This window comes from Klebsiella sp. MBT K-1, assembly GCF_002556465.1.
Classification (GTDB): Bacteria; Pseudomonadota; Gammaproteobacteria; order Enterobacterales; family Enterobacteriaceae; genus Klebsiella; species Klebsiella grimontii.
Genome location: NZ_PDEL01000005.1, coordinates 233,437 through 257,506, shown reverse-complemented (window position 1 = coordinate 257,506; position 24,070 = coordinate 233,437). Strand labels below are relative to the sequence as shown.

Genomic DNA, 24,070 nt, shown 5'->3' with positions numbered 1-24,070 from the left:
GAACGTTTATGCACAACACAGCACTCCCGCCATGGCTGGCGGATGACGCGCAGCTGGAGCTATCCTTTAAAAAGGGCAAACAACCGTTAAGCCATCGCCGCTGGCCTGGCGACCCGGTACCGCCGATCGAAGAGGGACGCCTGCAACGACTGGCGAACGATATTCTCTCGCGCTATCAGCATATTCAGGCCCTTACGTGGGACTATGAAACATGCACTGCCGAATGGCGGCAGGCTATTGCGCAGGCGGTCGGCTATGTGGGCGAAGCCAAACCGGCAATGCCCCCCCGCGCGCTGGCGGCGCTTACCCGGCTGGCAGAAGATGACAGTCCCGAGCTACTCGATGAAATCGTCCAGCTAAGGGGCGTGGAATATGCCACCGAAGTGGTGATTGAACGGCAATTTATCACCGTGACCCACAGCAATCTTCAGCCACCCAGCATCGTTTTTTCTCATCCGAAAAAAGCGTACCAGTACGGTTTTCGCTGCGATACTTACCACGAATTCGATCTGCGTCTGCGAAAACACCTTTCGCTGGCTGAAGAGGCGATCTGGCTACGCTGCGCTGACAAACTTATCCGCGCGCTCCCTGATATCGAGCTTAATCGTAAACCGTTTATTGCCCTGCTGTTGCCGGAACGACCGGACGTTGCGAATAGCCTGCTCGACGCTGATAAATACGCCAGCCGTTCATCAAGCGAGTGGTTGAAAGCGGTAGCGACAGATCCTGCTAAGCTGGCAGTACTGGAGCAATCCTGCTGGCTTGATGTCTTTACCGATTGTCAGGCCAGCGAGATGTGCGACGAAAACCGCTACGGTTACTCCGCCTGCGCGGCCCTGCTGCGCGAGCAGGGGCTGGCGGCGATCTCCAGGCTGGCGATATATGCGCACCGGGATGACTGCGGCAGCCTGCTGGCGCAAATTAACCATCCGCAGGCTATCCGGCTGCTGCTGCTGGTGGCGGATAAAAACAAACCCAGCCAGCAGCGCGTGTCAACATTCGCCAAAAAATATCCCCATGCCGCTCTGGCCGCTGTAGCGGAATTGCTGGCGCTGCCGGAACCGCCCGCTCGTCCGGGCTATCCTGAGATCGCAGAGAAAAAGCGTCCACAGCAGCAGAAAAAGCGTGAAGAAAGCTGGAGAATGCTGCTGCGGACGCTGCTCAATACGCATCCTCAGCTGGCTGAGCAGGTTACTCCCTGGCTAAGCACGAAGGCACAGGAACTTCTGGCGGCCAGCCGACCATCGATGCCTTCAGACGTTACGCTGGCAACCGATCGCTCCTGCCTGCCGGAGATCCTGCGCTCGCCGCCGTGGCGCAGCAAAAAGAAAAAAGTCGCGCCCCCGCGTTTTGCGCTAACGTCGCTGACCGTTGCGCCTCAGGAGCACTGGCAGCCAGGAGAGCGGGAAGCGCTGGCTGCCAGCAAACCCGCCTGTTTCTTTAATAACCTTCCGCTCGATGAACGTCTCGCCAGCATAGGTTGCACCATCGTCATGCAGGAGCTGGGCTTTCAGAGTATTGAATACCTGTTCCACCAGTACACGTTATGCGGCAAGCGGGACCATTTCGATACGGAGAAATATTTTCATCGCTATGTCTGGTGGGGCAACGCCTGCCACGCACTGCAAAACTTCGATATCGGTACGCTACTGGAGGCATGGGGGGATTACCTGGTAAAGGCCTACAACCCTAACGACTGCTGGAATCTTTATCTGCTTATGCAGCTGCCTCGCGAGCGGGCGCTGGTGGCCTGGCAGGGCATCAATGCCGCTAACTTTAGATTTGTCGGCGCCGAATATGCGCTGAGCATTCTCGGTACCGATGCCCTACCCGGCCTGCTGCTGGCGCTGCAGCATCGGCCAAAGGAGATCTTCCCCCTGCTGACGCATCTCGGCGCAACGGAGCTGGCGCTACCGATGGCCCGCGTCTGGCGACGCTTGCAGGCGCACAGCCAACTGGCTCGTCAGTGGCTCCTGCAGTGGCCGGAGCACGCAGCCGCCGCGTTAATCCCACTGGCGTTCGATAAAGCGGGCGATAGCCGCGAGGCGGCTATTAACGCGCTGCGTCTGCTGTACCAGGAAGGCCACCATGAACGGCTGAAAGCGGTAGCACAACGCTGGAACGAACCGGCACTGTGGACGAAGCTGGAACAGCTGCTGACGCAGGATCCGCTGGACAACTACCCTGTCCGCATTCCAAAAGTGCCTGACTTCTGGCAACCGACGCTCTGGCGCAGGCCGCGGCTTATCGGCACCGACCAGCCGTTGACCGACGATGCGCTGGAGATCTTTGGCGAAATGCTGCGCTTCGCCCAGGGCGGCCATCATTACGGCGGGCTGGATTTAGCCAAAGCCGCCTGCCAGCCCCAATCGCTGGCCGCTTTCGTCTGGGATTTATTTAACGCATGGCAGACTGCCGGAGCCCCAGCCAAAGATAACTGGGCGTTTCAGGCGCTGGGGATTTTTGGCGATGAAGCGACAGTGCGTGATTTAACCCAGCTTATCCTGGCCTGGCCGCAGGAAGGGAAATCCGCCCGCGCCGCCAGCGGGCTGCATCTTCTCACCCGCATCGGCAGCGATATGGCGCTGCTGCAGCTGCACCACATCGCGCAGGGCGCCAAATCCCGCCCGCTGCGCGAAAGCGCCAGGCAGTCTCTTAAAGAGGTCGCCGAAGCCCGCGATCTCAGCGAAGAGCAGCTGCAGGATCGGCTAACGCCTACGCTGGGGCTGGACGATCCCCAAACGCTGGCTTTTGATTTTGGTTCCCGCGGCTTTTATGTCCGTTTTGATGAAAATCTGCTGCCGGTGATTTACGACCAGCAGGGAGCGCGGCAAAAGAGCCTGCCGCGCCTGCGCGCCGAAGATGACCAGGTAAAAGCCGCGGAAGCGCTGGCCAGGCTGAAAGGCCTGAAAAAAGACGCAGCCCAGGTGGCCAAACGCCTGCTGCCGCATCTGGAAAACGCCCTGCGGCTGGCACGGCGCTGGACGCGAACGGAGTTTCAATCGCTGTTTGTCGATCATCCGCTGACCAACAATCTTACCCGGCGCCTGGTATGGGGAATCTACGCCGCCAGTGAACCCCGTCGCCTGCTCAACGCCTTTCGCGTCGCCGCAGAAGAGGAATTCTGCGATGGCCAGGATGACCCTATCGCTCTACCGGAAGAGGCGCTGTTCGGCCTTGTTCATCCGCTGGAAATGGATGACGCGACGCGGGCAGCATTTAGCCAAATTTTTGCCGATTATCAGCTATTGCCACCGTTCCGCCAGCTGACGCGCCAGACGGTGCAGCTGCTGGCGGAAGAAACCGCCCGCAGCGAGCTTACGCGCTGGCAGGGAAAATCAACAACCTGCGGGCAATTATTGGGCATCCGCAGTCGCGGCTGGTGGCAGGGCGCTGAAAACCGTTTCTGCTACGACGTCGGGCGGCATCGACTGATTCTGGAAATCACGCCAGGGTTCGTGCACTACAACATGGATGCGAAGGCTCCTCAGCGGTTTGCCGCCATCAGACTCTATGATGGCGAACGGCCCGCTGCGTTCTCACAGCTCGATCCACAGGATCTCAGCGAGGCGCTAAGCACGATTGAGATCATTTTCCGTGGATAAGCAAAGCGCGTTTACGCTATTCGCTGCACATAGGATAAAAACGCTCCCATTACCGCGGTCTCTTTAAGGAAGAAACGATGATACAACAGGAACCACATCTTCAGCGCCCCCCTGCCGCCATACTCTACGCCGATGAGCTCGCCCGGCTGCAGCAGAACGACTGTTTCCCCTGCCCGCCCGGCTGGCAGCTAAGCCTGCCTGCGGCGCGCGCGTTTATCCTTGGCGATAGCGCTCGCGACATCAGCCGCAAGGTGGTCATGAGTCCGGCCGCCGTCGAGCGGATGCTGGTCACGCTGGCGACCGGGCGCGGCCTGATGCTGGTCGGCGAGCCGGGCACGGCTAAATCGCTGCTCTCGGAGCTGCTGGCCACCGCCATCTGCGGCGACGCCGGGCTCACCATTCAGGGCGGCGCGGCGATTACCGAAGATCAAATCAAATATGCCTGGAACTATGCGCTGCTGATAAACCAGGGCCCGTCGACGCAGGCGCTGGTGCCCGCCCCGCTGTATCAGGGCATGCGTGACGGTAAAATCGTCCGCTTTGAAGAGATTACCCGTACGCCGCTGGAGGTTCAGGACTGCCTGCTGGGGATGCTATCCGACCGCGTCATGGCGATCCCGGAGCTAACCGGCGACGATAGCCAGCTCTATGCCCGCGCCGGATTTAATATTATTGCCACCGCCAATACCCGCGATCGCGGGGTTAACGAAATGAGCGCGGCGCTAAAACGCCGCTTCGACTTCGAAACCGTCTTTCCGATTATGGATTTTCAGCAGGAGCTGGAACTGGTGGCTAACGCGTCGGCCCGCCTGCTGGAGCATAGCGGCATCCCGCATAAAGTCCCCGATGTCGTACTGGAACTGCTGATCCAGACCTTCCGCGATCTGCGCGCCGACGGGGGTAAGAAAACCGCGATGGATACCCTCAGCGCGGTGATGTCCACCGCCGAAGCGGTCAACGTCGCCCACGCCGTCGGCGTGCGGGCATGGTTCCTCGCCGGTCGCGCCGGCGAACCCGCCGACCTGGTAGACTGCATCGCCGGTACCATCGTGAAAGACAATGAAGATGACCGCGCCCGCCTGCGCCGCTATTTTGAACAACGCGTCGGCACGCATAAAGAAGCCCACTGGCAGGCCTATTATCAGGCCCGCCACCGCCTGCCGTGAGGGAACACGCATGCCAGAACAGCCGTTAATCATCGGCGTTCGTCACCACAGCCCGGCCTGCGCCAGCCTGGTGAAAGAACGAATAGAACGCGTGCGCCCGCGCTACGTTCTGATTGAAGGTCCGGCGGATTTTAACCATCGCCTGGACGAGCTTTTTTTACCCCATCAGCTGCCCATCGCCGTCTACAGCTACTGCCAGCAGCAGCATGGCGGCGCGGCAGGACGCAGCGCCTGGACGCCGTTCGCCGAATTCTCGCCGGAGTGGCAGGCGCTGCTGGCCGCGCGGGCAACGGGGGCGCATATCCGCTTTATCGATTTACCCGTCTGGGCGCAGGACGACAACGACAGCGATCCCTCTGACGCCCGCCGCGCCGATGACCATCAGCGCCTGCTCGAGGTCAGCGGCATGGAGAATACCGACGCGCTGTGGGACCATCTGTTCGAAGATGAAAACCAGCGCGCCGGGCTGAAACAGGCGCTGGAGACCTGGTTTGTCCAGCTACGCGGCGACAGCGACGGCGGCGAAAACAGCCGGCGACGGGAAGCTTATATGGCCCGCTGGCTGGCATGGGCGATGCGGCAAAATAACGGCCCGGTGGTGGTGGTCTGCGGCGGCTGGCACGCTCCGGCGCTGGCTACCCTGTGGCGGAACTGCCCGGCGCAGGAGCAGGAGCCGGCATTACCGCCTCCGCCGACGCCCGATGCCGTCACCGGCTGCTATCTGACGCCGTACAGCGAAAAGCGGCTGGACGTACTGGCGGGCTATCTTTCCGGGATGCCGGCGCCGGTCTGGCAGCGCTGGTGCTGGCAGCTCGGTCAGCGGCAGGCCGGGGAACAGCTGCTGAAAACCCTGCTCGCCCGCCTGCGTCAGCATCGCCTTCCGGCCTCAACCGCCGATTTGGCAGCCGCCCATCTGCGCGCCATGGCGCTGGCCCGGATGCGCGGCCATACCCAGCCCCTGCGCTGCGACTGGCTTGACGCGCTGGCGGGCTCGTTAATCAAAGAAGCGCTAAACGCCCCGCTGCCGTGGAGCTATCGCGGCGCCATCCATCCGCAAACCGATCCTATTCTGCTGACCATCGTGGATGTGCTGGCAGGGGCGGATTTCGGCAAGCTCGCGCCGGGAACGCCGCTGCCGCCGCTGCCGCAGGACGTCGAACGCGAGCTGGCGCGCGTCGGGATTGCCCCGCCGGCGAATCTGAACCTCAACCGCTTTGCGCCCGACGGATTAGCGAAAAGTCAGGTATTACACCGGCTGGCCATTCTTGAAATCCCCGGGTTCCAGCAGCGAACCGGCAGCGCGGTAGCCCTTTCCGGCGATGGCGAAGAGCGCTGGGGAGTGTTTCGCACCATGGAACAGCATGCCGTCCTGATTGAATCCGCCCGCTACGGCGCCTCCCTCGCGGATGCCGCGCGACGGCGGCTGGAAGGGAATATTCTCTCCTCCTTTGGCATCAAAAGCCTCGCCGCCAGCCTCAATCAGGCGGCGCTGGCGGGGCTCGCCACCTTTAGCCAGCAGATGCTGGAACAGCTGGCGCAGCTGATTGCCGAAGAGAGCCAGTTTGCCGAAATGGGGCCAGCGCTGGAGGTGCTGTATGCCCTCTGGCAGCGGGATGATATCGGCGGCATGCAGAACGCCGTCGTGCTGGAAATCACGCTCAGCGCGGCGCTTGACCGGACGCTGTGGCTCTGCGAATCCAGCGGCGTCGCCGACGAGAAGCAGTTTCACGCCCATCTGCATAGCTGGCAGACCCTGTGCCACATCCTGCGCGATCTCCACAGCGGCAGCGTTTTACCGGGCGTTTCGCTCAGCGCCGCTCTCGCGCTGCTTGAACGGCGAATTCACGCAGCCGATGCCGCACCGCTCGACCGCGGCGCGGCGCTTGGCGCGCTGATGCGTCTCGAGCACCCCGCCGCTACCGCTGAAACGGCGCTGGCCCTGCTGACGCGGCTGCCCGCGCAGCGTCTGGGCGAGGCGGTACATGGCATGCTGGCGCTGGCCCGCCATCAGCTTGCCTGTCAGCCCGCCTTTATCGCTGGCTTCAGCGAGCGTCTCGCCCGTCTGGCGGAAGAGGAGTTTATTCTCGCGCTGCCGGATTTACGCGCGGCGATGGCCTGGCTGCCGCCCTGCGAACGCGGCGCGCTGGCCCGCCAGGTGCTCGATCACTATCACATGACCATGCTGCCGACCCATGCGCTACAGGCGCCGGTTTCCTGCTCGCCGCAGCGGTTAATCCATCACCAGCTGTTGGAGCAGCAGGCGCTGGCGGCGCTTCGCCACTGGGGAGGACGCTAATGCATCCGCTATCCGATATTTTGACAACCCGTGAACTCCAGCGCTGGCGGCTGATTCTGGGCCCGGCCGCCGACAATAGCCTCGGCGGTCTCGACGAGCGTGCCCGCCAGGTAGACCGGGCCCTGGAGTGGCTTTACGGCCGCGATCCGCAACGGCTGCAGCGGGGCGAACGGCTGGGCGGACTGGAAGAGTCCGACCTGACGACGCCGGAGTGGATCAACGCCATTCATATGCTGTTTCCGCAGCCGGTTATCGAGCGGCTGGAGAGCGATGCGGTGCTGCGCTACGGCATTGACGAGGTGGTGACGAATCTGGAAGTGCTGGAACGAATTCAACCCTCCGAAAGCCTGCTGCGCGCGGTGCTGCATACCAAACATCTGATGAATCCTGACGTGCTGAACGCCGCCCGACAGCTGGTGCGCCAGGTGGTGGAGCAAATTATGGCCCAGCTGGCAAAAGAGGTTCGTCAGGCGTTTTCCGGCGCGCGCGACCGGCAGCGGCCTTCGCGCATCCCGCTGGCGCGCAACTTTGATTTCAAAGGCACCCTGCGCGCCAACCTCCAGCACTGGGACCCGCAGCGCGGCAAGCTGTACATTGAATCGCCAAAGTTTATCAGCCGCGTGAAGCGCCACAGCGAAAAATGGCAGCTGATTTTGCTGGTCGATCAGAGCGGTTCAATGGTGGATTCCGTGATTCATTCCGCGGTCATGGCGGCCTGCTTATGGCAGCTGCCCGGCATTCGCACGCACCTCGTGGCGTTCGACACCAGCGTGGTGGATCTCACGGCGGATGTCGCCGACCCGGTCGAGCTGCTGATGAAAGTTCAGCTCGGCGGCGGCACCCATATCGCCCAGGCCGTAGAGTATGCGCGGCAGCTGATTGAGCAACCGCACAAGAGCGTGATTGTGCTGGTGAGCGACTTTTTTGAAGGCGGAGCGAACTCGCTGTTGATTAACCAGGTCAAGCAGAGCGTACAAAGCGGCATCAAAGTCCTCGGCCTGGCGGCGCTGGACGACGCGGCATCCCCCTGTTATGACCATGAAATGGCCCAGTCGCTGGTCAACGTCGGGGCGCAAATCGCCGCCATGACGCCTGGCGAGCTCGCCTCCTGGCTGGCGGAGAATTTACAATCATGATGCCTTTACGCCCTGAATTACTGGAGCTCACGCCGCAGGCGCTCACCGCGCTGAGCAACGCCGGGTTTGTGAAACGCGCTCAAAAAGAGCTGGATAACGGCAATATCCCCGCGCTGGAGCAGGATGAGGCCGGTACGCTGACCGCCGTTTTTCGCGATGGTACCCGTACCCGGCTGGAAAAAGATCGGGCCCTCAAAGAGTCCAGCTGTACCTGCGGCGCTAGCGGCATGTGCCGCCATCGCGTGATGCTTATCCTGAGCTATCAGCGCGCCAACGCCGGTCACGCGGCTCCTGAAGGGGAGCCAAACGCTGACGAGCGCTGGCATCCCGGCCTGTGGCAGGAGGAGCTGGCCACCCTGCCCGAGTCGATTCTCAAGCGGGCGCAGCAGCTGGCGGATAAAGGGCTGACGGTGGAATTGTTCTGCCGACCCAACGAAACGCCGTCGGCAAAGCTGCCGATGAGCGATGTGCGTTTTTATTCCCGCAGCAGTATCCGCTTTGCCCGCTGCGACTGCATCGAAGGCTCCCTGTGCGAGCATATCGCGCTGGCGGTGCAGGCCTTTACCGACGCCGAAGCCCAACAGCCGGGCTTTACGCATCTGGTCTGGCAAACCCGCAGCCGCAGGGTCGCCGCCCGCGGCGGACCTTGTGCTACGCCCGAGGGCGAAGCCTGTCGACAAAGCCTCCGTCAGCTAAGCCAACTGCTGTGGCAAAACGGCGTCAGCCAGCCGCCAATCAGCTTCGAAGCCGCGTTCACCCGCGCGCAGCGCGCAGCGCATGCGGCCAACTGGCGCTGGGTCATCGGCGCGCTTGCCGAGCTGCGCGAAGGCGTCGATGCCTGCCAGCAGCGCGCCAGCCACTACGTGCCTGAGCAGCTGCTGGCCCAGCTCGCGGGCCTTAATGCCCGTCTTGAGAGCGCCGACCGAATGGCGCAGCTTGCCGATGCCGGCCAGACGCCGCCCCTGCCGTGGCGCACCGTCGTCGGTCAGGGTATTGCCGGTGAAGCGCAGCTCGATCATCTGCGGCTGATTTCCCTTGGCATGCGCGGCTGGCAGGATAACCAGCAGTACGGCTTACGTCTCTGGTTTAGCGATCCGGATACCGGCAGCATTTTGCATCTGTCGCACCGCTGGCCGCTGGCTGAACGGGCGCAAAATCCGCTATGGCAGCGCCGCCTGTTTACCTTTCAGGCCGGCATACTGGCGGGCGGGCAAATCATTACCCGGTCAGCGCGCCGCACTGCCGGCGGCGAGCTGCTGCTGAGCGCCCGTCAGCGTCTGAGCAGCAGCCTTCCGCTCACCGAAGATGCCTGGCTTTTGCTCAGCGCGCCGCTGCGGCAGCCGGGCGCCGCGGCCCTGCGTGAGTATCTGCGCCAGCGCCCCCCGGCCTGGGTGCGCCCGCTCAATCAGGTTGATAACCTGTTTATTCTACCGGTGGAGGCCTGCCTTGCCGTCGGATGGGACGCCGCCCGGCAAACGTTGGATGCGCAGGTCCTCAGCGGCGAGGGGGAAAACAACGTTTTGTACTTGTCCCTTCCCGCCTCCGCCAGCGCGCCGTATGCCGTTGAGCGGATGGCGGCGCTGCTCAGACAAGAGGACGATCCGGTGGTGATGGTTTCCGGGTTGGTCAGCTTTCATCACGGGCAGCTTAGCCTGGAGCCGCTGGTCATGATGACCCGTACCCGCGCCTGGGCGCTGAACGCCGAGCCGCTTCCCGTCACGCCGTTGCCTGTTGGCGATGTACTGCCGCCGCGCTCACCGGCCCTGAGCCTGTTGCAGCGCGCCCGGACGCTACTGATCCAGATAGCGCACAACGGCCTGCGCTATCAGCAAAAGAGCCTGTTTCGCGAGGCCGCCACGCTGGGCGGCGAGTTGACGAACCAGGGTTTTAGCCATCTTGCGCGTCTGCTTCAGCAACTGGGCGAGAGCGAAACGGCCACCGCCGAGGATACGCTCAGCGCCATCGCGCAACTCTGTATACAATTAGAGATGATGATTGATTAACAAGGAATGATAATGAAATTTAACCGCAGGATCACCGTCGCTCTGGGCGCAACGCTATTGATGGCCACGCTTGTCGGCTGCGATAACAACAAAGATGAGGTCAAAACGTTCAACAACACGATCAACGGCGTTGACCTGACCTACACCTATCACTACAAAGACGATGTCGTTACCCGCCAGGACGCGGATAACACTATCCCCTATAAATCGCTCGGGGTGAGCAACGAAGAGCAGGCGCGCAAGGTCATCGACCCCATCGGCGCGGCCTACAGCAAAATCAAAGGCGTCACCCACAGCGTCGACTATAAAGAGAACGTCGCGCAGGAACACCTCTCCATCGACTTTAATCAGGCTAAAATCAGCGAGCTATGTCACCTGCCGGGGGCCAGCTTTTCCGACTGTTCACAAAAGTTTATTTCGCTGAGCGAGTCGGAGAAATTGCTGAAATCGCAGGGTTTTAAAGAAGTGAAATAGCCCTGCCTGGTCTGGAGAATTCCCGGCTGGCGCTACGCAAGCCGGGTTACGGGGCCGTGCCTTCGGGTAGCCCGGTTCAGGCGTTTACGCCGCAAGCCGGGGGAGGCATATCAGGATTTCGCGTGTTCACGCTCGGTCAGCCCGCGCAGGAAGTAGCGCAGGAACTGGTCGCCGCATTCGCGGAAGTTTTTATGCTCCGGGGCGCGCATCATGGCGGTGATTTCCGGCATGGAGACGCGGAATTTCTGCTGGGTGAGGATAGCGAGAATATCATCCGTCTTCAGGGAGAAGGCGATTCGCAGCTTTTTCAGCACGATGTTGTTGTTGACCCGGCGCTCGACAGCGAGCGGCGGCGCGGATTCATCTTTACCGCGCTTCGCGTAAATCAGGCCGTTAAGGAAATTGGACAGCACAATATCCGGGCAGCGCGCAAACCCCTCTTCGTCTTCTTTTTTCAGCCAGGGAACCAGCTGTTCCGCGCTCACCGGCGCATCCGCCAGCGCAAAAATACTTACCAGGCCGTTGTTGTTGGTTTTCAGGGTGTAGCGCAGGCTACGTAAGATATCGTTACTGATCATATTGCCTTCATGATGAAAAATTCTGCCGCTCAGTCTATCACGATTCCGCCATTTTACAGCCCAATCGCCTCTTTCAGGCTCTTCAGATAGCGGCGGCTGACCGGTACCGTTTGCCCGGCGCGCATCAGCAGCTCCGCCTGGCCGTTCTCCTCAAAGCGGATCTCCTTGAGATGGGACATGTTGACCAGGTACTGGCGATGGCAGCGCAGCAGCGGCGTGCGGCTCTCCAGGGTGCGCAGGGTCAGCTCGGTAAAGCCCTCCTTTCCTTCGCAGTCGGTGACGTAAATCCCGCTCATCCGGCTGCTGACGAAGGCCACGTCTTCCATCTGCAGCAGCCAGATCCGGCTGTGTCCGGTGCAGGGAATGTACTTCAGCGCCTGCTGAGTATCGTCGAGGACGGTCATATCCTGCAGGCTGCGCTCCTGGCGCAGACGAACCAGCGTTTTTTCCAGCCGGGCGGATTCAATCGGCTTCAGTAAATAATCAAACGCGTGCTCTTCAAAGGCCTTCACCGCGTACTCGTCAAACGCGGTGAGGAAGACGATATAGGGGCGATGCTCGGGATCGAGCATGCCGACCATCTCCAGGCCGCTGATGCGCGGCATCTGGATATCCAGAAACAGCACGTCCGGGCGCAGCTTGTGCACCGTGCCAATCGCTTCGACGGCATTCCCGCATTCGCCGACGATCTCAATATCAGGCTGGGCCTCCAGCAAAATACGCAGGTTTTCACGCGCCAGCGGCTCGTCGTCGACAATTAATACTTTTAACATGCGTTGTCCTCCACAGGCAGTCTCAGCGTAACGCGGGTAAAACATTCCGGCTCGCAGGTTACGGTGATCCCGCAGTCGGCGCCGAAGCGCGCCCGCAGCCGGCGGTCGACCAGGTTCATGCCCAGCCCGCTGGCGCTGGGTTTGTCCTGGTACAGCCCGGCATTATCTTCAATATCCAGCTGCAGCCAGCGTTCGTGTTGACTGGCGCGGATGGTGATCTCGCCCACCCCGAGGTGCTGCGAAGTCCCGTGTTTAATGGCGTTTTCGACGATTGGCTGCAGGGTAAACGCCGGAAGCTGATGCTGTCCCAGCGCTTCGGGCACCAGCATCTGAATCTGTAAATTGGCCTGAAAACGCGCTTTCTCAATCTGCAGATAGGCGTTCACATGCTCAATTTCATCCGCCAGGGTGACGATTTCCGCAGGCCGCTTCAGGTTTTTGCGAAAAAAGGTCGACAGATACTGCACCAGCTGTCCGGCCTGGTCGCTATCGCGGCGAATCACCGCTTTTAGCGTATTCAGCGCGTTGAACAGGAAATGCGGGTTCACCTGGGCGTGCAGCAGTTTGATTTCCGATTGCGTCAGCAGCGCTTTTTGCCGTTCATACTGACCGGCCAGGATCTGCGCCGACAGCAGCTGCGCAATCCCCTCTCCCAGCGTACGGTTGATCGAGCTGAACAGGCGGTTTTTCGCTTCATAGAGCTTAATGGTGCCGATCACCCGCTGATTTTCGCCGCGCAGCGGGATAACCAGCGTCGATCCCAGCTTACAGTTGGGATGAATCGAGCAGCGGTAAGGCACTTCGTTGCCGTCGGCGTAAACGACTTCGCCGGAATCTATCGCCTTTTGGGTATACAGCGAAGAGATGGGTTTACCGGGAAGGTGGTGATCGTCGCCGATCCCGGTAAACGCCAGCAGCTTATCGCGATCGGTTATCGCCACCGCGCCGATATCCAGCTCCTGGATCAGCACCTGCGCGACCTTCATGCTGTTCTCTTCGTTAAATCCCTGACGCAGGATCCCTTCCGTCGACGCGGCAACCTTCAGCGCCGTGGCTGAGAAAGCCGAGGTATATTTTTCAAACATCGCCCGCTTATCCAGCAGGATGCGCATAAACAGCGCCGCCCCGACTGTGTTGGTAACCATCATGGGCGCGGCGATGCTCTGTACCAGATGCAGCGCATCTTCGAACGGGCGAGCGATAAGTAGAATAATCAGCATCTGCACCATTTCGGCGAAAAAGGTGATCGCGCCGGCGGTAAGCGGGCTAAAGACTTTATCCGGCCGCCCGCGTTTGACCAGAATGCTGTGCACCAGGCCGCCGAGTAGACCCTCGACGATGGTGGACACCATGCAGCTCAGCGCCGTCATGCCGCCCAGCGAGTAGCGGTGAAGGCCGCCGGTCAGCCCCACCAGACCGCCGACTACCGGGCCGCCCAGCAGGCCGCCCATTACCGCGCCGATGGCCCGCGTATTGGCGATCGAGTCTTCGATATGCAGGCCGAAGTAGGTGCCGAGGATGCAGAAAATGGAAAAGGTCACGTAGCACAGCAGCTTGTGCGGTAATCGGACGGTGACCTGCATTAACGGGATGAACAGCCGCGTTTTGCTCATCAGCCACGCGATGACCAAAAACACGCACATCTGCTGAAGCAGCAGCAACACCAGATCGAACTCGTACATACCCGCAGACCACACTTCATTTGAAAGCGCGTAACATACACTGCTTGCTTATAACTTTCTTTGAAGCAATACATGAAAATGATAATTCATGGTTAAGATCACACTTCTCCGCGTCTCGACGGTCCATTTTTGTACAAAAAACAGACAAAAATTCCCGCTTCGGCAAACAGCTTCTACAGTTAATGGAGGAGAACACAGCGGGAGGAGAAAATGGCGCTTTATACAATCGGCGAAGTTGCCCAGCTTTGCGATATCAATCCCGTGACGTTACGCGCCTGGCAGCGGCGCTACGGATTACTGAAACCCCAGCGTACCGACGGCGGTCATCGTCTGTTCAACGAATATGAAATAGACCGCATTCGCGAAATTAAACGCTGGATTGACTCCGGCGTGCAGGTCGGGAAAGTGAAAACGCTGCTGATGGATAACGAGCAGGAGGTGGCCGACGGCTGGCGCGCTCAGCAGGAGATCCTGCTCGGCTATTTGCAAACCGGTAGCTATCATCGCCTGCGCATGTGGCTTAAGGAGCGCAACCACAGCGACTCTGCGCAAATTCTGGTCAAGCACCTGATTAATCCTTTGCGCCAGCGCCTGCTTAGCCCGCAGCCGACGTTGCTGGCGCTGCGTGGCATCCTTGACGGTATTCTGATTAATCATATCGCCCGCAGTCTGTCATCCACGGCAAAATATCCCGGTAACCATGCGCTGGTTGTGGGCTGGAACGTTAGCGATATTACCCGGCTATGGCTGGAGGGATGGATAGCCAGTGAGCAGGGCTGGCGGGTGGATATTCTCGCCCATTCGCTAAACCAGCTCCGGCCGGAACTTTTCCCCGAGAGTACGTTGATGGTCTGGTGCGGAGAGACGCCCTGCAGCGCCCAGGTCAACCAAATGCGTCTCTGGGAGCAGCAGGGGCAGATTATCTGGCTCAATCACGCCACCGCCGCGTCTCCCGGAGGCGGCGCCTGAGGCGCCTGTCCGGGCTACCGGATCGCAGATTGCTGGAGATCTGTAGCCCGGTCAGCGCAGCGCCACCGGGATAAACCACCGCAGACGATCTCTGCCCGGACGCATCCCCGGAGGCGGCGCCTGACGCGCCTGTCCGGGCTACCGGATCGCAGATTGCTGTGGGTCCGTAGCCCGGTCAGCGCAGCACCACCGGGATAAACCAACGCAGACGATTTCAGCCCGGGCGCATCCCCGGAGGCGGCGCCTGATGCGCCTGTCCGGGCTACCGGATCGCAGATTGCTGTGGGTCCGTAGGATCCGTAGCCCTGCTAAGCGCAGCGCGAGCCGGAGATATTGTCGTCGCTAAAAAGCAATTAATGTTTTATTAACACCTGCGCTTCACCGTATAATCCCTGCGTTAACATCAGGAGCCTATTATGAAGCCAGCGAAAATTGCGGTGATTACCCTGTTCTTATTTATGGCCATCAGCGGCATCGGCGGCGTGATGCTGGCCGGTTATTCATTTATTGTTCGCGGCGGTGTCGGCTGATTCGCCGGTTCAGCCGTTCAAAACCGCGGTCGACGATAATCGCCGCCAGCGCCACCAGCAGCGCCCCCTGAATGACATAAGCGGTATTAAATCCGCTGAGGCCGATAACAATCGGCGTACCGAGCGTATTCGCGCCAACGGTTGAAGCAATGGTCGCCGTACCGATATTGACGATAGTCGAGGTACGAATTCCGGCGAGCATCACCGGCGCCGCCAGCGGCAGCTCAACCTTCATCAGTCTCTGCCAGCCGCTCATCCCCATCCCCTGAGCGATGGTTAATACCCCGGACGGTACCGCCCCAATTCCGGCCAGCGTGCCCTGCAAAACCGGTAATATGCCATACAGCGCCAGCGCGATCAGCGCGGGCTGCCAGCCAAATCCCATCACCGGAACCGCAATCGCCAGCACCGCGACCGGCGGAAACGTCTGCCCCATTGCGGCGATGGTCTCTACCAGCGGACGAAACTCATGTCCTCCCGGACGGGTGACCGCAATCCCGGCCCCGACGCCCACGATCGTCGCCGCCAGGCTGGAGAGCGCCACCAGCCAAAAGTGCGCCAGGGTGAGAGAGACAAAACTCTCCTGCTGATAAACCGGACGCGGCAGCTCGGGAAACAGCGCGCTGAACAGCGGCGCGCTGTAGGGCAACGCCAGCAGCAGCGCGATAAACATGGCGCTGAGCCACAGCAGCGGATCACGCAGCGCCTTCACGCCGGGCCTCCTCGCGCAGCAGGTCGGCAAAATGCAGCGTCCCGCAGGCCTCTCCCTGCTCATCGACCACCGGCAGCACCTCGCGGCGATGGGCAACGAACTGCGACAGCGCCTCGCGCAGGGTCATCGCCACGTTTAACGCATCCCCCGCCAGGCGCTCGTCGCGGCGCAGATAATCGCCGACGCCGCGCAGCGATAGCAGGCGCACGCCCAGTTCGCTGCGGCCAAAGAAGGTCTGCACAAACGCATTTTTCGGCTCAAGCAGCATCTGCAGCGGCTCCCCCTGCTGTACCACTTCGCCGCCGTCCATCAACACCAGATGGTCCGCCAGCCGCAGCGCCTCATCGATATCGTGGGTTACCAGCACTATCGTGCGACCCAGCAGGCGATGAATGCGGATCATCTCCTGCTGCAAGGCTTCGCGCGTCACCGGATCGAGCGCGCCGAAGGGCTCATCCATCAGCAGCACTTCCGGGTTGGCCGCCAGCGCGCGCGCCACGCCGACGCGCTGCTGCTGCCCGCCGGAAAGCTGATGCGGGTAGCGTTCGCGCAGGCCGGGCTCCAGCCCCAGCAAGGCCATCAGTTCATCGATTCGCGCCTGGGTTTTCTGTCGCGACCACTTCAGCAGCTGCGGGACGGTGGCAATGTTCTGCGCCACCGTCCAGTGGGGAAACAGGCCGATGGACTGGATGGCGTAGCCCATTTTGCGGCGCAGTTCGAGCACCGGCTGCTGGCGGATATCCTGCCCGGCGAAACGGATCGTCCCGCTATCGTGCTCCACCAGACGATTAATCATCTTCAGCGTGGTCGACTTCCCCGAACCGGAGGTGCCGATCAGCACCGAAAATGCCCCCTCGCGCAGATGCAGATTGAGGTCTTTCACCGCAGGCTGTCCGGCAAAGGCTTTGTTGACGCCGTCAAACTCAATCACCGGCCTCTCCTTTCAGTAATGCGCCCCACAGCGCGAATAACGCATCCACCACCACCGCCAGCGCGATGGTCGGGATTACCCCCAGCAGCACCAGATCCAGCGCGCTGCTGAGCAGCCCCTGGAAAACCAGCGCGCCGAAACCGCCCGCGCCGATCAGAGCCGCCACCACCGCCATACCGACGGTTTGCACGCTAACCACCCGCAGGCTGCGCAACAGTACGGGCAAGGCCAGCGGTAGCTGTATCTGGCGAAAGCGCTGCCCGCCGCTCATCCCCATCGCCGCCGCGCTCTCCAGCGCTTCACCCGGCACCTGCTGCAGGCCGGTCGTCACCCCGCGCACCAGCGGCAATAGCGCATACAGCACTAGCGCGATCAGCGCTGGCGTCATGCCGGTCCCGGAAACGCCGATCTGCGCCAGCGAGGGAAACTCCCGCGCCAGCCCGGCCAGCGGCGCGATAAGCAGGCCAAATAACGCGACGGAGGGAACGGTCTGAATCACGTTGAGAACCGCAAAAACCGGCGATTGCCAGCGGGGATACCGCCAGAGCCAAACGCCAACGGGTAGCCCAATCAGCAGCCCCGGCAGCAGGGTGCCGAACAGCAGGAGCAGATGCTGAGACAGGGCATCGTCAAAAACATCGCGGCGATTGAAATACTCTTTCAGCAAAGAGAGGTCATTGAGCGCGCCGAGTCCCAGCAGCAGCGCGGGCAGCAGCCAGATTTGCGCATTTAGCAGCCAGCGCCACAGGGCGCGGGAGGTCAGGCGACGAACCGCATCGCTGGCAATAAGCAGGCAAAGCGCCAGCGCCAGCCACAGACCGCTGCCCGGCGAGGTGCGGGCTAAAGGAGAACCGTTCTGGGCCAGCTGCACCGCCGCCCTGCCGGCCCCCCACAGCAATAAAGGCAGCAGCAGATCCGCTAGCAGGAAGATAAGCAGCAGCGGGAGGCGCCCTGAACGCCAGCTCAGCAGCGCTATCAGCAGCGCGACCGCCGCCTGCCCCCCCGCCAGCCACGGCCAGACCTGCCATAGCCAACGCCCCTCGCCGGATAACAGCCGGTTAGGGGCATAATTGATAAACGGCAGCGCCATCGCCAGCAGCAGTAGCAACGCCAGCAGCAGCGCAACCCGGTTACCGCAACGAATCGTCACGCGCGCGCTACTTCAGCAGCCCTTTTTGTTGCAGATAGTCGGCGGCGACTTTCTTCGCATCCAGCCCTTCTACCGCAATGCTGGCGTTCAGCTTTTGCAGCGTCTTTTCATCCAGGCTGGCAAATACCGGCTGTAGCCAGTCGGCTATCTGCGGATAGGCTTTTAACACCGCTTCACGCACTACCGGGGTGGGCGCATAAATCGGCTGCACGCCCTTCGGGTCGCTCAGGGTTTGCAGACCCAGCGCGGCGACCGGGCCATCGGTACCGTAGGCCATCGCCGCATTCACGCCGGAGGTTTGCTGCGCCGCCGCTTTGATGGTGACCGCCGTATCGCCGCCCGCCAGCGACAGCAGTTGATCTTGCTTGAGCGTAAAGCCGTAGGCTTTTTCAAACGCCGGCAGCGCGTCCGGGCGTTCAATAAACTCCGCCGAGGCGGCCAGCTTAAAGTCGCCGCCCTTTTGCAGATAGCCGGCGAGGTCGCTTAATGAGGCGAGGTGGTTTTTCTCCGCCAGATCCTGACGGACGGCGATAGTCCAGGTATTGTTGGCCGGAGCCGGGGTGAGCCAGATGAGCTTATTCTTTTCCGCGTCCAACTTTTTGACTTTTTCGTATCCCTGCTGCGCGTTTTTCCACGCCGGGTCGTTCTCCTCTTTGAAGAAGAACGCGCCGTTGCCGGTATATTCCGGGTAAATATCCAGCTCACCGGCGGTTATCGCCCCGCGCACCACCGGGGTGGTGCCGAGCTGGATTTTATTGACGGTTTTCACCCCATGACTTTCCAGCACCTGCAAAATAATATTGCCGAGCAGCGCCCCTTCGGTGTCAATTTTTGAGCCGACCTTAACCGGCTCGGCCGCCTGCAGCGGCAGGCTAATCAGGGCCGCCAGCGCCAGCGCGCCTGACCAAACACTTGCCTTTATCATCCTCGCGTCCCTCTTTAATTTGCGCTCCATTAACAGGAGCTTAAGAGAAAAGCGTAGTTCATTTAGGGCGGAGCGGAAAAAGAAAAGGCCGATTAATCGGCCTTTAGGATAACGGAAAGCGTGTTCCCGGGCTGCGACTGGCGCCTTACCCGGGCGACAAATCGCCATTACAGCAGTTCAAACTCGCTCTGCTTCACGCGGGCGGAATCGACGCCGATAAAGACGTTGAATTTACCCGGCTCGGCGTCGTACTTCATCTGCTGGTTCCAGAACTTCAGCGCCTCAACGTCAATCGGGAAGCTGACGGTTTGCGTCTCGCCCGGCTTAAGGGTCACCTTTTTAAAGCCGCGCAGCATTTTCACCGGACGGCTCATGGAAGCGGTAACGTCCTGCAGATAAAGCTGAATCACCGTCGCCCCTTCGCGCTTGCCGGTATTGGTCACCTGCACGCTGGCGGTCACTTTGCCGTCACGTTGCAGGGTCGGCGCCGACATTTTCACGTCGGAAACGCTAAAGGTGGTGTAGCTGAGGCCGTAGCCAAACGGATAGAGCGGACCGTTGGCCTCGTCAAAGTAGCGCGAGGTGTACTTGTTCGGCTTATCCGCATTGTACGGACGACCGGTGTTGAGATGGCTGTAGTAGGTGGGGATCTGCCCAACCGAGCGCGGGAAGGACATCGGCAGCTTGCCCGACGGGTTGTAGTCGCCGAACAGCACATCGGCAATCGCGTTACCGCCTTCGGTACCGGCAAACCAGGTTTCGAGGATCGCATCGGCCTGCTGATCTTCTTTCACCAGCGCCAGCGGACGGCCGTTCATCAGCACCAGCACCAACGGCTTGCCGGTCGCTTTCAGGGCGCTAATCAGGGCGCGCTGGCTCGGCGGCAGGGTGATGTCGGTGCGGCTGGAGGCTTCGTGGGCCATGCCCTGCGCCTCACCCACCACGGCAACCACCACGTCAGACTGCTTCGCCGCCGCCACCGCTTCGTCAATCATCTCCTGCGGCGAGCGCGAGTCAACCTGCACCGCTTTCTCATACAGATTGAGGAAGTCGACGATGCCTTTATCGTCGGTCACGTTGGCGCCTTTGGCATAGATAATCTTGCCTTTGTCGCCCAGCGCGTTCTGCATACCGGTCAGCACGGTCACCGACTGATCGGCAACGCCCGCCGCCGACCAGCTGCCCATCATGTCGCGCTTGCTGTCGGCCAGGGCGCCGATCACCGCGATAGTGCCCGATTTTTTCAGCGGCAGCGTATCGAGACGGTTTTTCAGCAGCACCAGGCTTTCGCGCGCCACTTCGCGCGCGTCTTTGCGATGCAGGCGGCTTTCGGCGTTGGTATCCTGCGGGTCGGAATCTTTCGGCCCCAGGTGGCTGTAGGGGTCGTTAAACAGGCCCATATCGTATTTGACGTTCAGCACGTGGCGGGTCGCGTCATCCAGCTCCGCCATCGTCACCTTCCCGGACTTCACCAGCCCGGGCAGATACTTGCTGTAGTACTCGTCGCTCATGCTCATGTTGATGCCGGACTTCAGCGCCACGCGCACCGCGTCTTCCGGGTCCGACGCCACGCCGTGTTTAATCAGCTCCTTGATGGCCCCATGGTCGGAGACGGTGATGCCTTTAAAGCCCCACTGGTCGCGCAGCACGTCCTTGAGCAGCCAGGCGTCGGAGGTCGCCGGGGTGCCGTTAAGCGAGTTAAGGGCCACCATGACCGCGCCGCTGCCCGCATCCAGCCCCGCTTTGTACGGCGGCATATAGTCGTTGAACAGGCGCTGCGGACTCATATCAACGGTGTTGTACTCTTTGCCGCCTTCGACCGCGCCGTAGGCCGCAAAGTGCTTGACGCTGGTCATCACCGAGTAGCGATCGGCCGGGCTTTTCCCCTGCATCGACTCCACCATCGCCCTGCCCATCTCGGTAGTCAGGTAGGTATCTTCCCCGAATCCTTCCGAGGCGCGGCCCCAGCGCGGGTCACGGGAGACGTCGACCATCGGCGCCCAGGTCATGTTCAGGCCATCATCGGCCGCTTCGTACGCCGATACTCGCCCGACGGTATTCACCGCGTCGAGGTTAAAAGAGGAGGCCAGACCAAGGCTAATCGGGAAAACGGTGCGCTGACCGTGGAGCACGTCATAGGCGAAAAACAGCGGAATTTTCAGGCGGCTGAGTTCCATCACCTGATCCTGCATAGTGCGGATATCATGGCGGGTCACGGTGTTAAAAATCGCCCCCACCTGACCTTCTTTGATCATTTCGCGGATGGCCTCTTTCGGGTTATCCGGGCCGACGCTAATTAAGCGCAGCTGACCGATTTTTTCATCCACCGTCATTTTCGTCAGCAGTTCCGTCACAAACGCATCCCGCGCCTGCGGCGTTAGAGGATGATTGCCGAACAATTCATCCGCCAGCGCGGGTTGCAGCGCCAGGCTCACAGCGACGCCTACAGTACAAAGCCATTTCATTTTTATCCCTCATTGTTCCAGTCGACCAGATCGGCGAAAAGATAGCAAAAGTCGAAGTCTGCCATAAACATAAACGAGACGCCTGAATAAAGCGCGCGTTGTTCTCTGATTTTTCGAAACATTGATGCATCAAATTGTCATACAAAGCGCTATTCTTATTTTTGATAATTTTGTACCACCACAAGGAGTGGAACATGTCATCTGCAACAACCAATAACAACGCTTTTCTGGCTGAACTCACCCGTCTGGTCGGCTCGTCCCATCTGCTCACCGACCCGGCTAAAACCCAGCGCTACCGTAAAGGCTTTCGCTCCGGCCAGGGCGACGCGCTGGCGGTGGTCTTTCCCGGTACGCTGCTGGAGCTGTGGCGCGTGCTGAACGCCTGCGTCAACGCCGACAAAATCATTCTGATGCAGGCGGCCAACACCGGCCTGACCGAAGGCTCAACGCCGAACGGCAACGATTATGACCGCGATATCGTGATTATCAGCACTCTGCGCCTGGATAAACTGCATCTGCTGGATAAAGGCGAGCAGGTGCTGGCTTATCCCGGCACGACGCTCTATTCGCTGGAAAAAGCGCTGAAGCCGCTGGGCCGCGAGCCGCACTCGGTCATTGGTTCATCCTGCATCGGGGCATCGGTGGTCGGCGGGATCTGCAACAACTCCGGCGGCTCGCTGGTCCAGCGCGGCCCGGCGTACACCGAAATGTCGCTGTATGCGCAAATCGATGAAAACGGCAAGCTCAGCCTGGTGAACCACCTCGGCATCGACCTCGGCACGACGCCGGAGCAAATTCTTAGCCGCCTCGACGACGAGCGGGTTAAAGATGAAGATGTCCGCCACGACGGTCGCCACGCCCACGATCATGATTACGTCACCCGCGTGCGCGACGTGAATGCCGATACCCCAGCGCGCTACAACGCCGACCCGGACCGCCTGTTTGAATCCTCGGGCTGCGCCGGCAAGCTGGCGGTGTTCGCCGTGCGCCTCGATACCTTCCCGGCGGCAAAACGCCAGCAGGTCTTCTACATCGGCACCAACCGCCCGGAAGTGCTGACCGAAATTCGCCGCCATATTCTCGCCGAATTCAACCATCTGCCGGTGGCGGGCGAGTACATGCATCGCGATATTTACGATATCGCCGAGCAGTACGGGAAAGATACCTTCCTGATGATCGATAAGCTCGGCACCGATAAAATGCCGTTCTTCTTTACCATGAAGGGCCGCACCGACGCGATGCTGGAGAAAGTGTCGCTGTTTAAGCCGCACTTCACCGACCGCTTTATGCAAAAGCTGGGTCACGTCTTCCCGGCGCATCTGCCGGAGCGAATGAAAACCTGGCGCGATAAATACGAACACCATCTGCTGCTGAAGATGGCGGGCGACGGCATTGAAGAAGCCCAGGCCTGGCTCGGGGAGTATTTTAAGAACGCCGAAGGCGATTTCTTCGTCTGCACCGCGGAAGAAGGCAGCAAAGCCTTTCTGCACCGCTTTGCCGCCGCGGGCGCGGCGATCCGCTACCAGGCGGTTCACGCCGATGAAGTGGAAGATATTCTGGCGCTGGACATCGCCCTGCGCCGTAACGATACCGACTGGTTTGAGCATCTTCCCGCCGATATCGATAGCCAGCTGGTGCATAAGCTCTATTACGGCCACTTTATGTGCCACGTTTTCCATCAGGATTACATCGTGAAAAAAGGCGTCGATGCCCACGAACTGAAAGAGAAAATGCTGGTGCTGCTGAAGGAGCGCGGCGCTCAGTATCCGGCCGAGCATAACGTCGGCCATCTGTATGAAGCGCCGGAAAGCTTAAAACGCTTTTATCGCGAAAACGATCCCACCAACAGCATGAATCCGGGGATCGGTAAAACCAGTAAGCAAAAATACTGGGGCGAAGCGCCGGATAAAACGACAAGCGCCGCCGACCCGCAATAATCCGCACGGGGGACTGTTCAGCCCCGGGGCTTCTGTATTACGCTGCACGCCGGAGAATTCTCCTCTCCGGCAAACCCGTTTAAGGAACCCACCCATCATGTCCGCAGTGGATAAGCTACATGACGCTGACTTAGAGATCCGCGAAGCGCTGCCCGATGACGCCCACGCCATCGCCGCGCTGTACGTCTGGCACGTGCTCAATGGACGCGCCTCGTTTGAAGAGATCCCGCCAACCGTCGATGAGATGCGTAAACGTATCAAAACCGTGCGCGATAGCGGTCTGCCGTGGCTGGTTGCCCTGTGGCGCGGCACCATCGTCGGCTACTGCTACGCCACCTTTTACCGCCCGCGTCCGGCCTATCGCTACACGCTTGAAGAGTCGATTTACGTTGAGGCGGGAATGGGCGGACGCGGTATTGGCAGCGCCCTGCTCTCGCGGCTAATTGAGAAATGCGAACAGGGACCGTGGCGGCAGATGTTGGCGATTATCGGCGACGGGCATAGCAACGCCGGGTCGATTGCGATTCATAAAAAGTTCGGTTTTAGCGTGGCGGGACAGCTGCGCAGCGTCGGCTATAAGATGGGCGACTGGCGGGATACCCTGATTATGCAGCGCCCGCTCGGCGATGGCGACTGGACGCTGCCGGAGTAGCCTCTCGGCGTAGTGGGTAAGCGGTAGCCCGGACAGGCGCGCCGGCGCCGCCTCCGGGAAAATCCCCCGGCTCGCGCTGCGCTTAG

The 24,070-nt window shown here is 60.6% G+C and carries 18 protein-coding genes; 10 read left to right on the top strand and 8 right to left on the bottom strand.

Annotated features, from left to right (window positions below; translation table 11 throughout):
- Positions 1 to 8: 8 nt before the first annotated feature.
- The 6 genes from CMQ96_RS09535 to CMQ96_RS09510 all read left to right on the top strand — a co-directional run bounded on the left by CMQ96_RS09535 (position 9) and on the right by CMQ96_RS09510 (position 10,680).
- Positions 9 to 3,605, top strand: coding sequence for a DUF4132 domain-containing protein (locus CMQ96_RS09535; protein WP_098066665.1), 3,597 nt, complete (start codon positions 9 to 11; stop codon positions 3,603 to 3,605).
- Positions 3,606 to 3,682: 77 nt separating this feature from the next.
- A complete protein-coding gene (locus tag CMQ96_RS09530; RefSeq protein ID WP_004138609.1) occupies positions 3,683 to 4,771 on the top strand; it encodes an AAA family ATPase in 1,089 nt (362 codons plus the stop codon).
- A gap of 10 nt (positions 4,772 to 4,781) precedes the next feature.
- Positions 4,782 to 7,067, top strand: a complete 2,286-nt coding sequence (locus tag CMQ96_RS09525) for a DUF5682 family protein (protein WP_098066663.1) — start codon at positions 4,782 to 4,784, stop codon at positions 7,065 to 7,067.
- Positions 7,067 to 8,203 carry a VWA domain-containing protein gene (locus tag CMQ96_RS09520; protein ID WP_098066661.1) on the top strand — a complete coding sequence of 379 codons (1,137 nt, stop codon included), beginning with the start codon at positions 7,067 to 7,069 and terminating at the stop codon, positions 8,201 to 8,203. Before CMQ96_RS09525 ends, CMQ96_RS09520 begins: the two co-directional genes overlap by 1 nt.
- Positions 8,200 to 10,206 (top strand): SWIM zinc finger family protein, encoded by a 2,007-nt coding sequence (locus CMQ96_RS09515; RefSeq protein WP_098066659.1) that lies wholly within the window; start codon positions 8,200 to 8,202, stop codon positions 10,204 to 10,206. The genes CMQ96_RS09520 and CMQ96_RS09515 overlap by 4 nt, the downstream gene beginning before the upstream one ends.
- A gap of 12 nt (positions 10,207 to 10,218) precedes the next feature.
- A complete protein-coding gene (locus tag CMQ96_RS09510) occupies positions 10,219 to 10,680 on the top strand; it encodes a YehR family lipoprotein (RefSeq protein WP_004138602.1) in 462 nt (153 codons plus the stop codon).
- Positions 10,681 to 10,790: 110 nt separating this feature from the next.
- On the opposite strand, the gene CMQ96_RS09505 is transcribed toward CMQ96_RS09510, so the two are convergent.
- The 3 genes from CMQ96_RS09505 to CMQ96_RS09495 are packed head-to-tail and all read right to left on the bottom strand — an operon-like array spanning position 10,791 to position 13,713.
- Positions 10,791 to 11,258 carry a DUF1456 family protein gene (locus tag CMQ96_RS09505; RefSeq protein WP_004138601.1) on the bottom strand — a complete coding sequence of 156 codons (468 nt, stop codon included), beginning with the start codon at positions 11,256 to 11,258 and terminating at the stop codon, positions 10,791 to 10,793.
- Between the two features lie 53 nt (positions 11,259 to 11,311).
- Complete coding sequence (gene btsR / locus CMQ96_RS09500; RefSeq protein ID WP_098066657.1) at positions 11,312 to 12,031, bottom strand: two-component system response regulator BtsR; 720 nt, start codon at positions 12,029 to 12,031, stop codon at positions 11,312 to 11,314.
- Positions 12,025 to 13,713 carry a sensor histidine kinase gene (locus CMQ96_RS09495; RefSeq protein WP_004138597.1) on the bottom strand — a complete coding sequence of 563 codons (1,689 nt, stop codon included), beginning with the start codon at positions 13,711 to 13,713 and terminating at the stop codon, positions 12,025 to 12,027. The genes btsR and CMQ96_RS09495 overlap by 7 nt, the downstream gene beginning before the upstream one ends.
- Positions 13,714 to 13,923: 210 nt before the next feature.
- Here CMQ96_RS09495 and CMQ96_RS09490 point away from each other — a divergent pair, with 210 nt between their 5' ends.
- Positions 13,924 to 14,682 carry a MerR family transcriptional regulator gene (locus CMQ96_RS09490; protein ID WP_004138594.1) on the top strand — a complete coding sequence of 253 codons (759 nt, stop codon included), beginning with the start codon at positions 13,924 to 13,926 and terminating at the stop codon, positions 14,680 to 14,682.
- A gap of 416 nt (positions 14,683 to 15,098) precedes the next feature.
- The gene (locus CMQ96_RS09485; RefSeq protein WP_004103838.1) at positions 15,099 to 15,212 is read left to right on the top strand and encodes a protein YohO; all 114 of its coding nucleotides are present in this window, start codon (positions 15,099 to 15,101) and stop codon (positions 15,210 to 15,212) included.
- Here CMQ96_RS09485 and CMQ96_RS09480 read toward each other — a convergent pair.
- The 5 genes from CMQ96_RS09480 to bglX form a co-directional block, all read right to left on the bottom strand.
- The gene (locus CMQ96_RS09480) at positions 15,187 to 15,924 is read right to left on the bottom strand and encodes an ABC transporter permease (RefSeq protein WP_024359193.1); all 738 of its coding nucleotides are present in this window, start codon (positions 15,922 to 15,924) and stop codon (positions 15,187 to 15,189) included. The two genes, CMQ96_RS09485 and CMQ96_RS09480, sit on opposite strands and share 26 nt — an antisense overlap.
- Positions 15,908 to 16,855, bottom strand: a complete 948-nt coding sequence (locus CMQ96_RS09475; RefSeq protein ID WP_024359194.1) for an ABC transporter ATP-binding protein — start codon at positions 16,853 to 16,855, stop codon at positions 15,908 to 15,910. The genes CMQ96_RS09480 and CMQ96_RS09475 overlap by 17 nt, the downstream gene beginning before the upstream one ends.
- Positions 16,848 to 18,005: an ABC transporter permease gene (locus tag CMQ96_RS09470; protein WP_098066655.1), complete on the bottom strand. Its 1,158-nt coding sequence runs from the start codon at positions 18,003 to 18,005 to the stop codon at positions 16,848 to 16,850. Before CMQ96_RS09470 ends, CMQ96_RS09475 begins: the two co-directional genes overlap by 8 nt.
- Before the next feature lie 7 nt (positions 18,006 to 18,012).
- Entirely contained in the window at positions 18,013 to 18,930 is a 918-nt protein-coding gene (locus CMQ96_RS09465) for an ABC transporter substrate-binding protein (RefSeq protein ID WP_024359196.1), read from the bottom strand.
- A gap of 167 nt (positions 18,931 to 19,097) precedes the next feature.
- Entirely contained in the window at positions 19,098 to 21,395 is a 2,298-nt protein-coding gene (gene bglX / locus CMQ96_RS09460) for a beta-glucosidase BglX (RefSeq protein WP_064342994.1), read from the bottom strand.
- Positions 21,396 to 21,589: 194 nt separating this feature from the next.
- Between bglX and dld the strand changes: the two genes are divergently transcribed.
- Both dld and CMQ96_RS09450 read left to right on the top strand, forming a co-directional pair.
- A complete protein-coding gene (gene dld, locus CMQ96_RS09455; RefSeq protein WP_004138578.1) occupies positions 21,590 to 23,332 on the top strand; it encodes a D-lactate dehydrogenase in 1,743 nt (580 codons plus the stop codon).
- 97 nt (positions 23,333 to 23,429) lie between these two features.
- Positions 23,430 to 23,984 carry a GNAT family N-acetyltransferase gene (locus CMQ96_RS09450; RefSeq protein WP_004138576.1) on the top strand — a complete coding sequence of 185 codons (555 nt, stop codon included), beginning with the start codon at positions 23,430 to 23,432 and terminating at the stop codon, positions 23,982 to 23,984.
- The last annotated feature ends 86 nt before the right edge of the window (positions 23,985 to 24,070 follow it).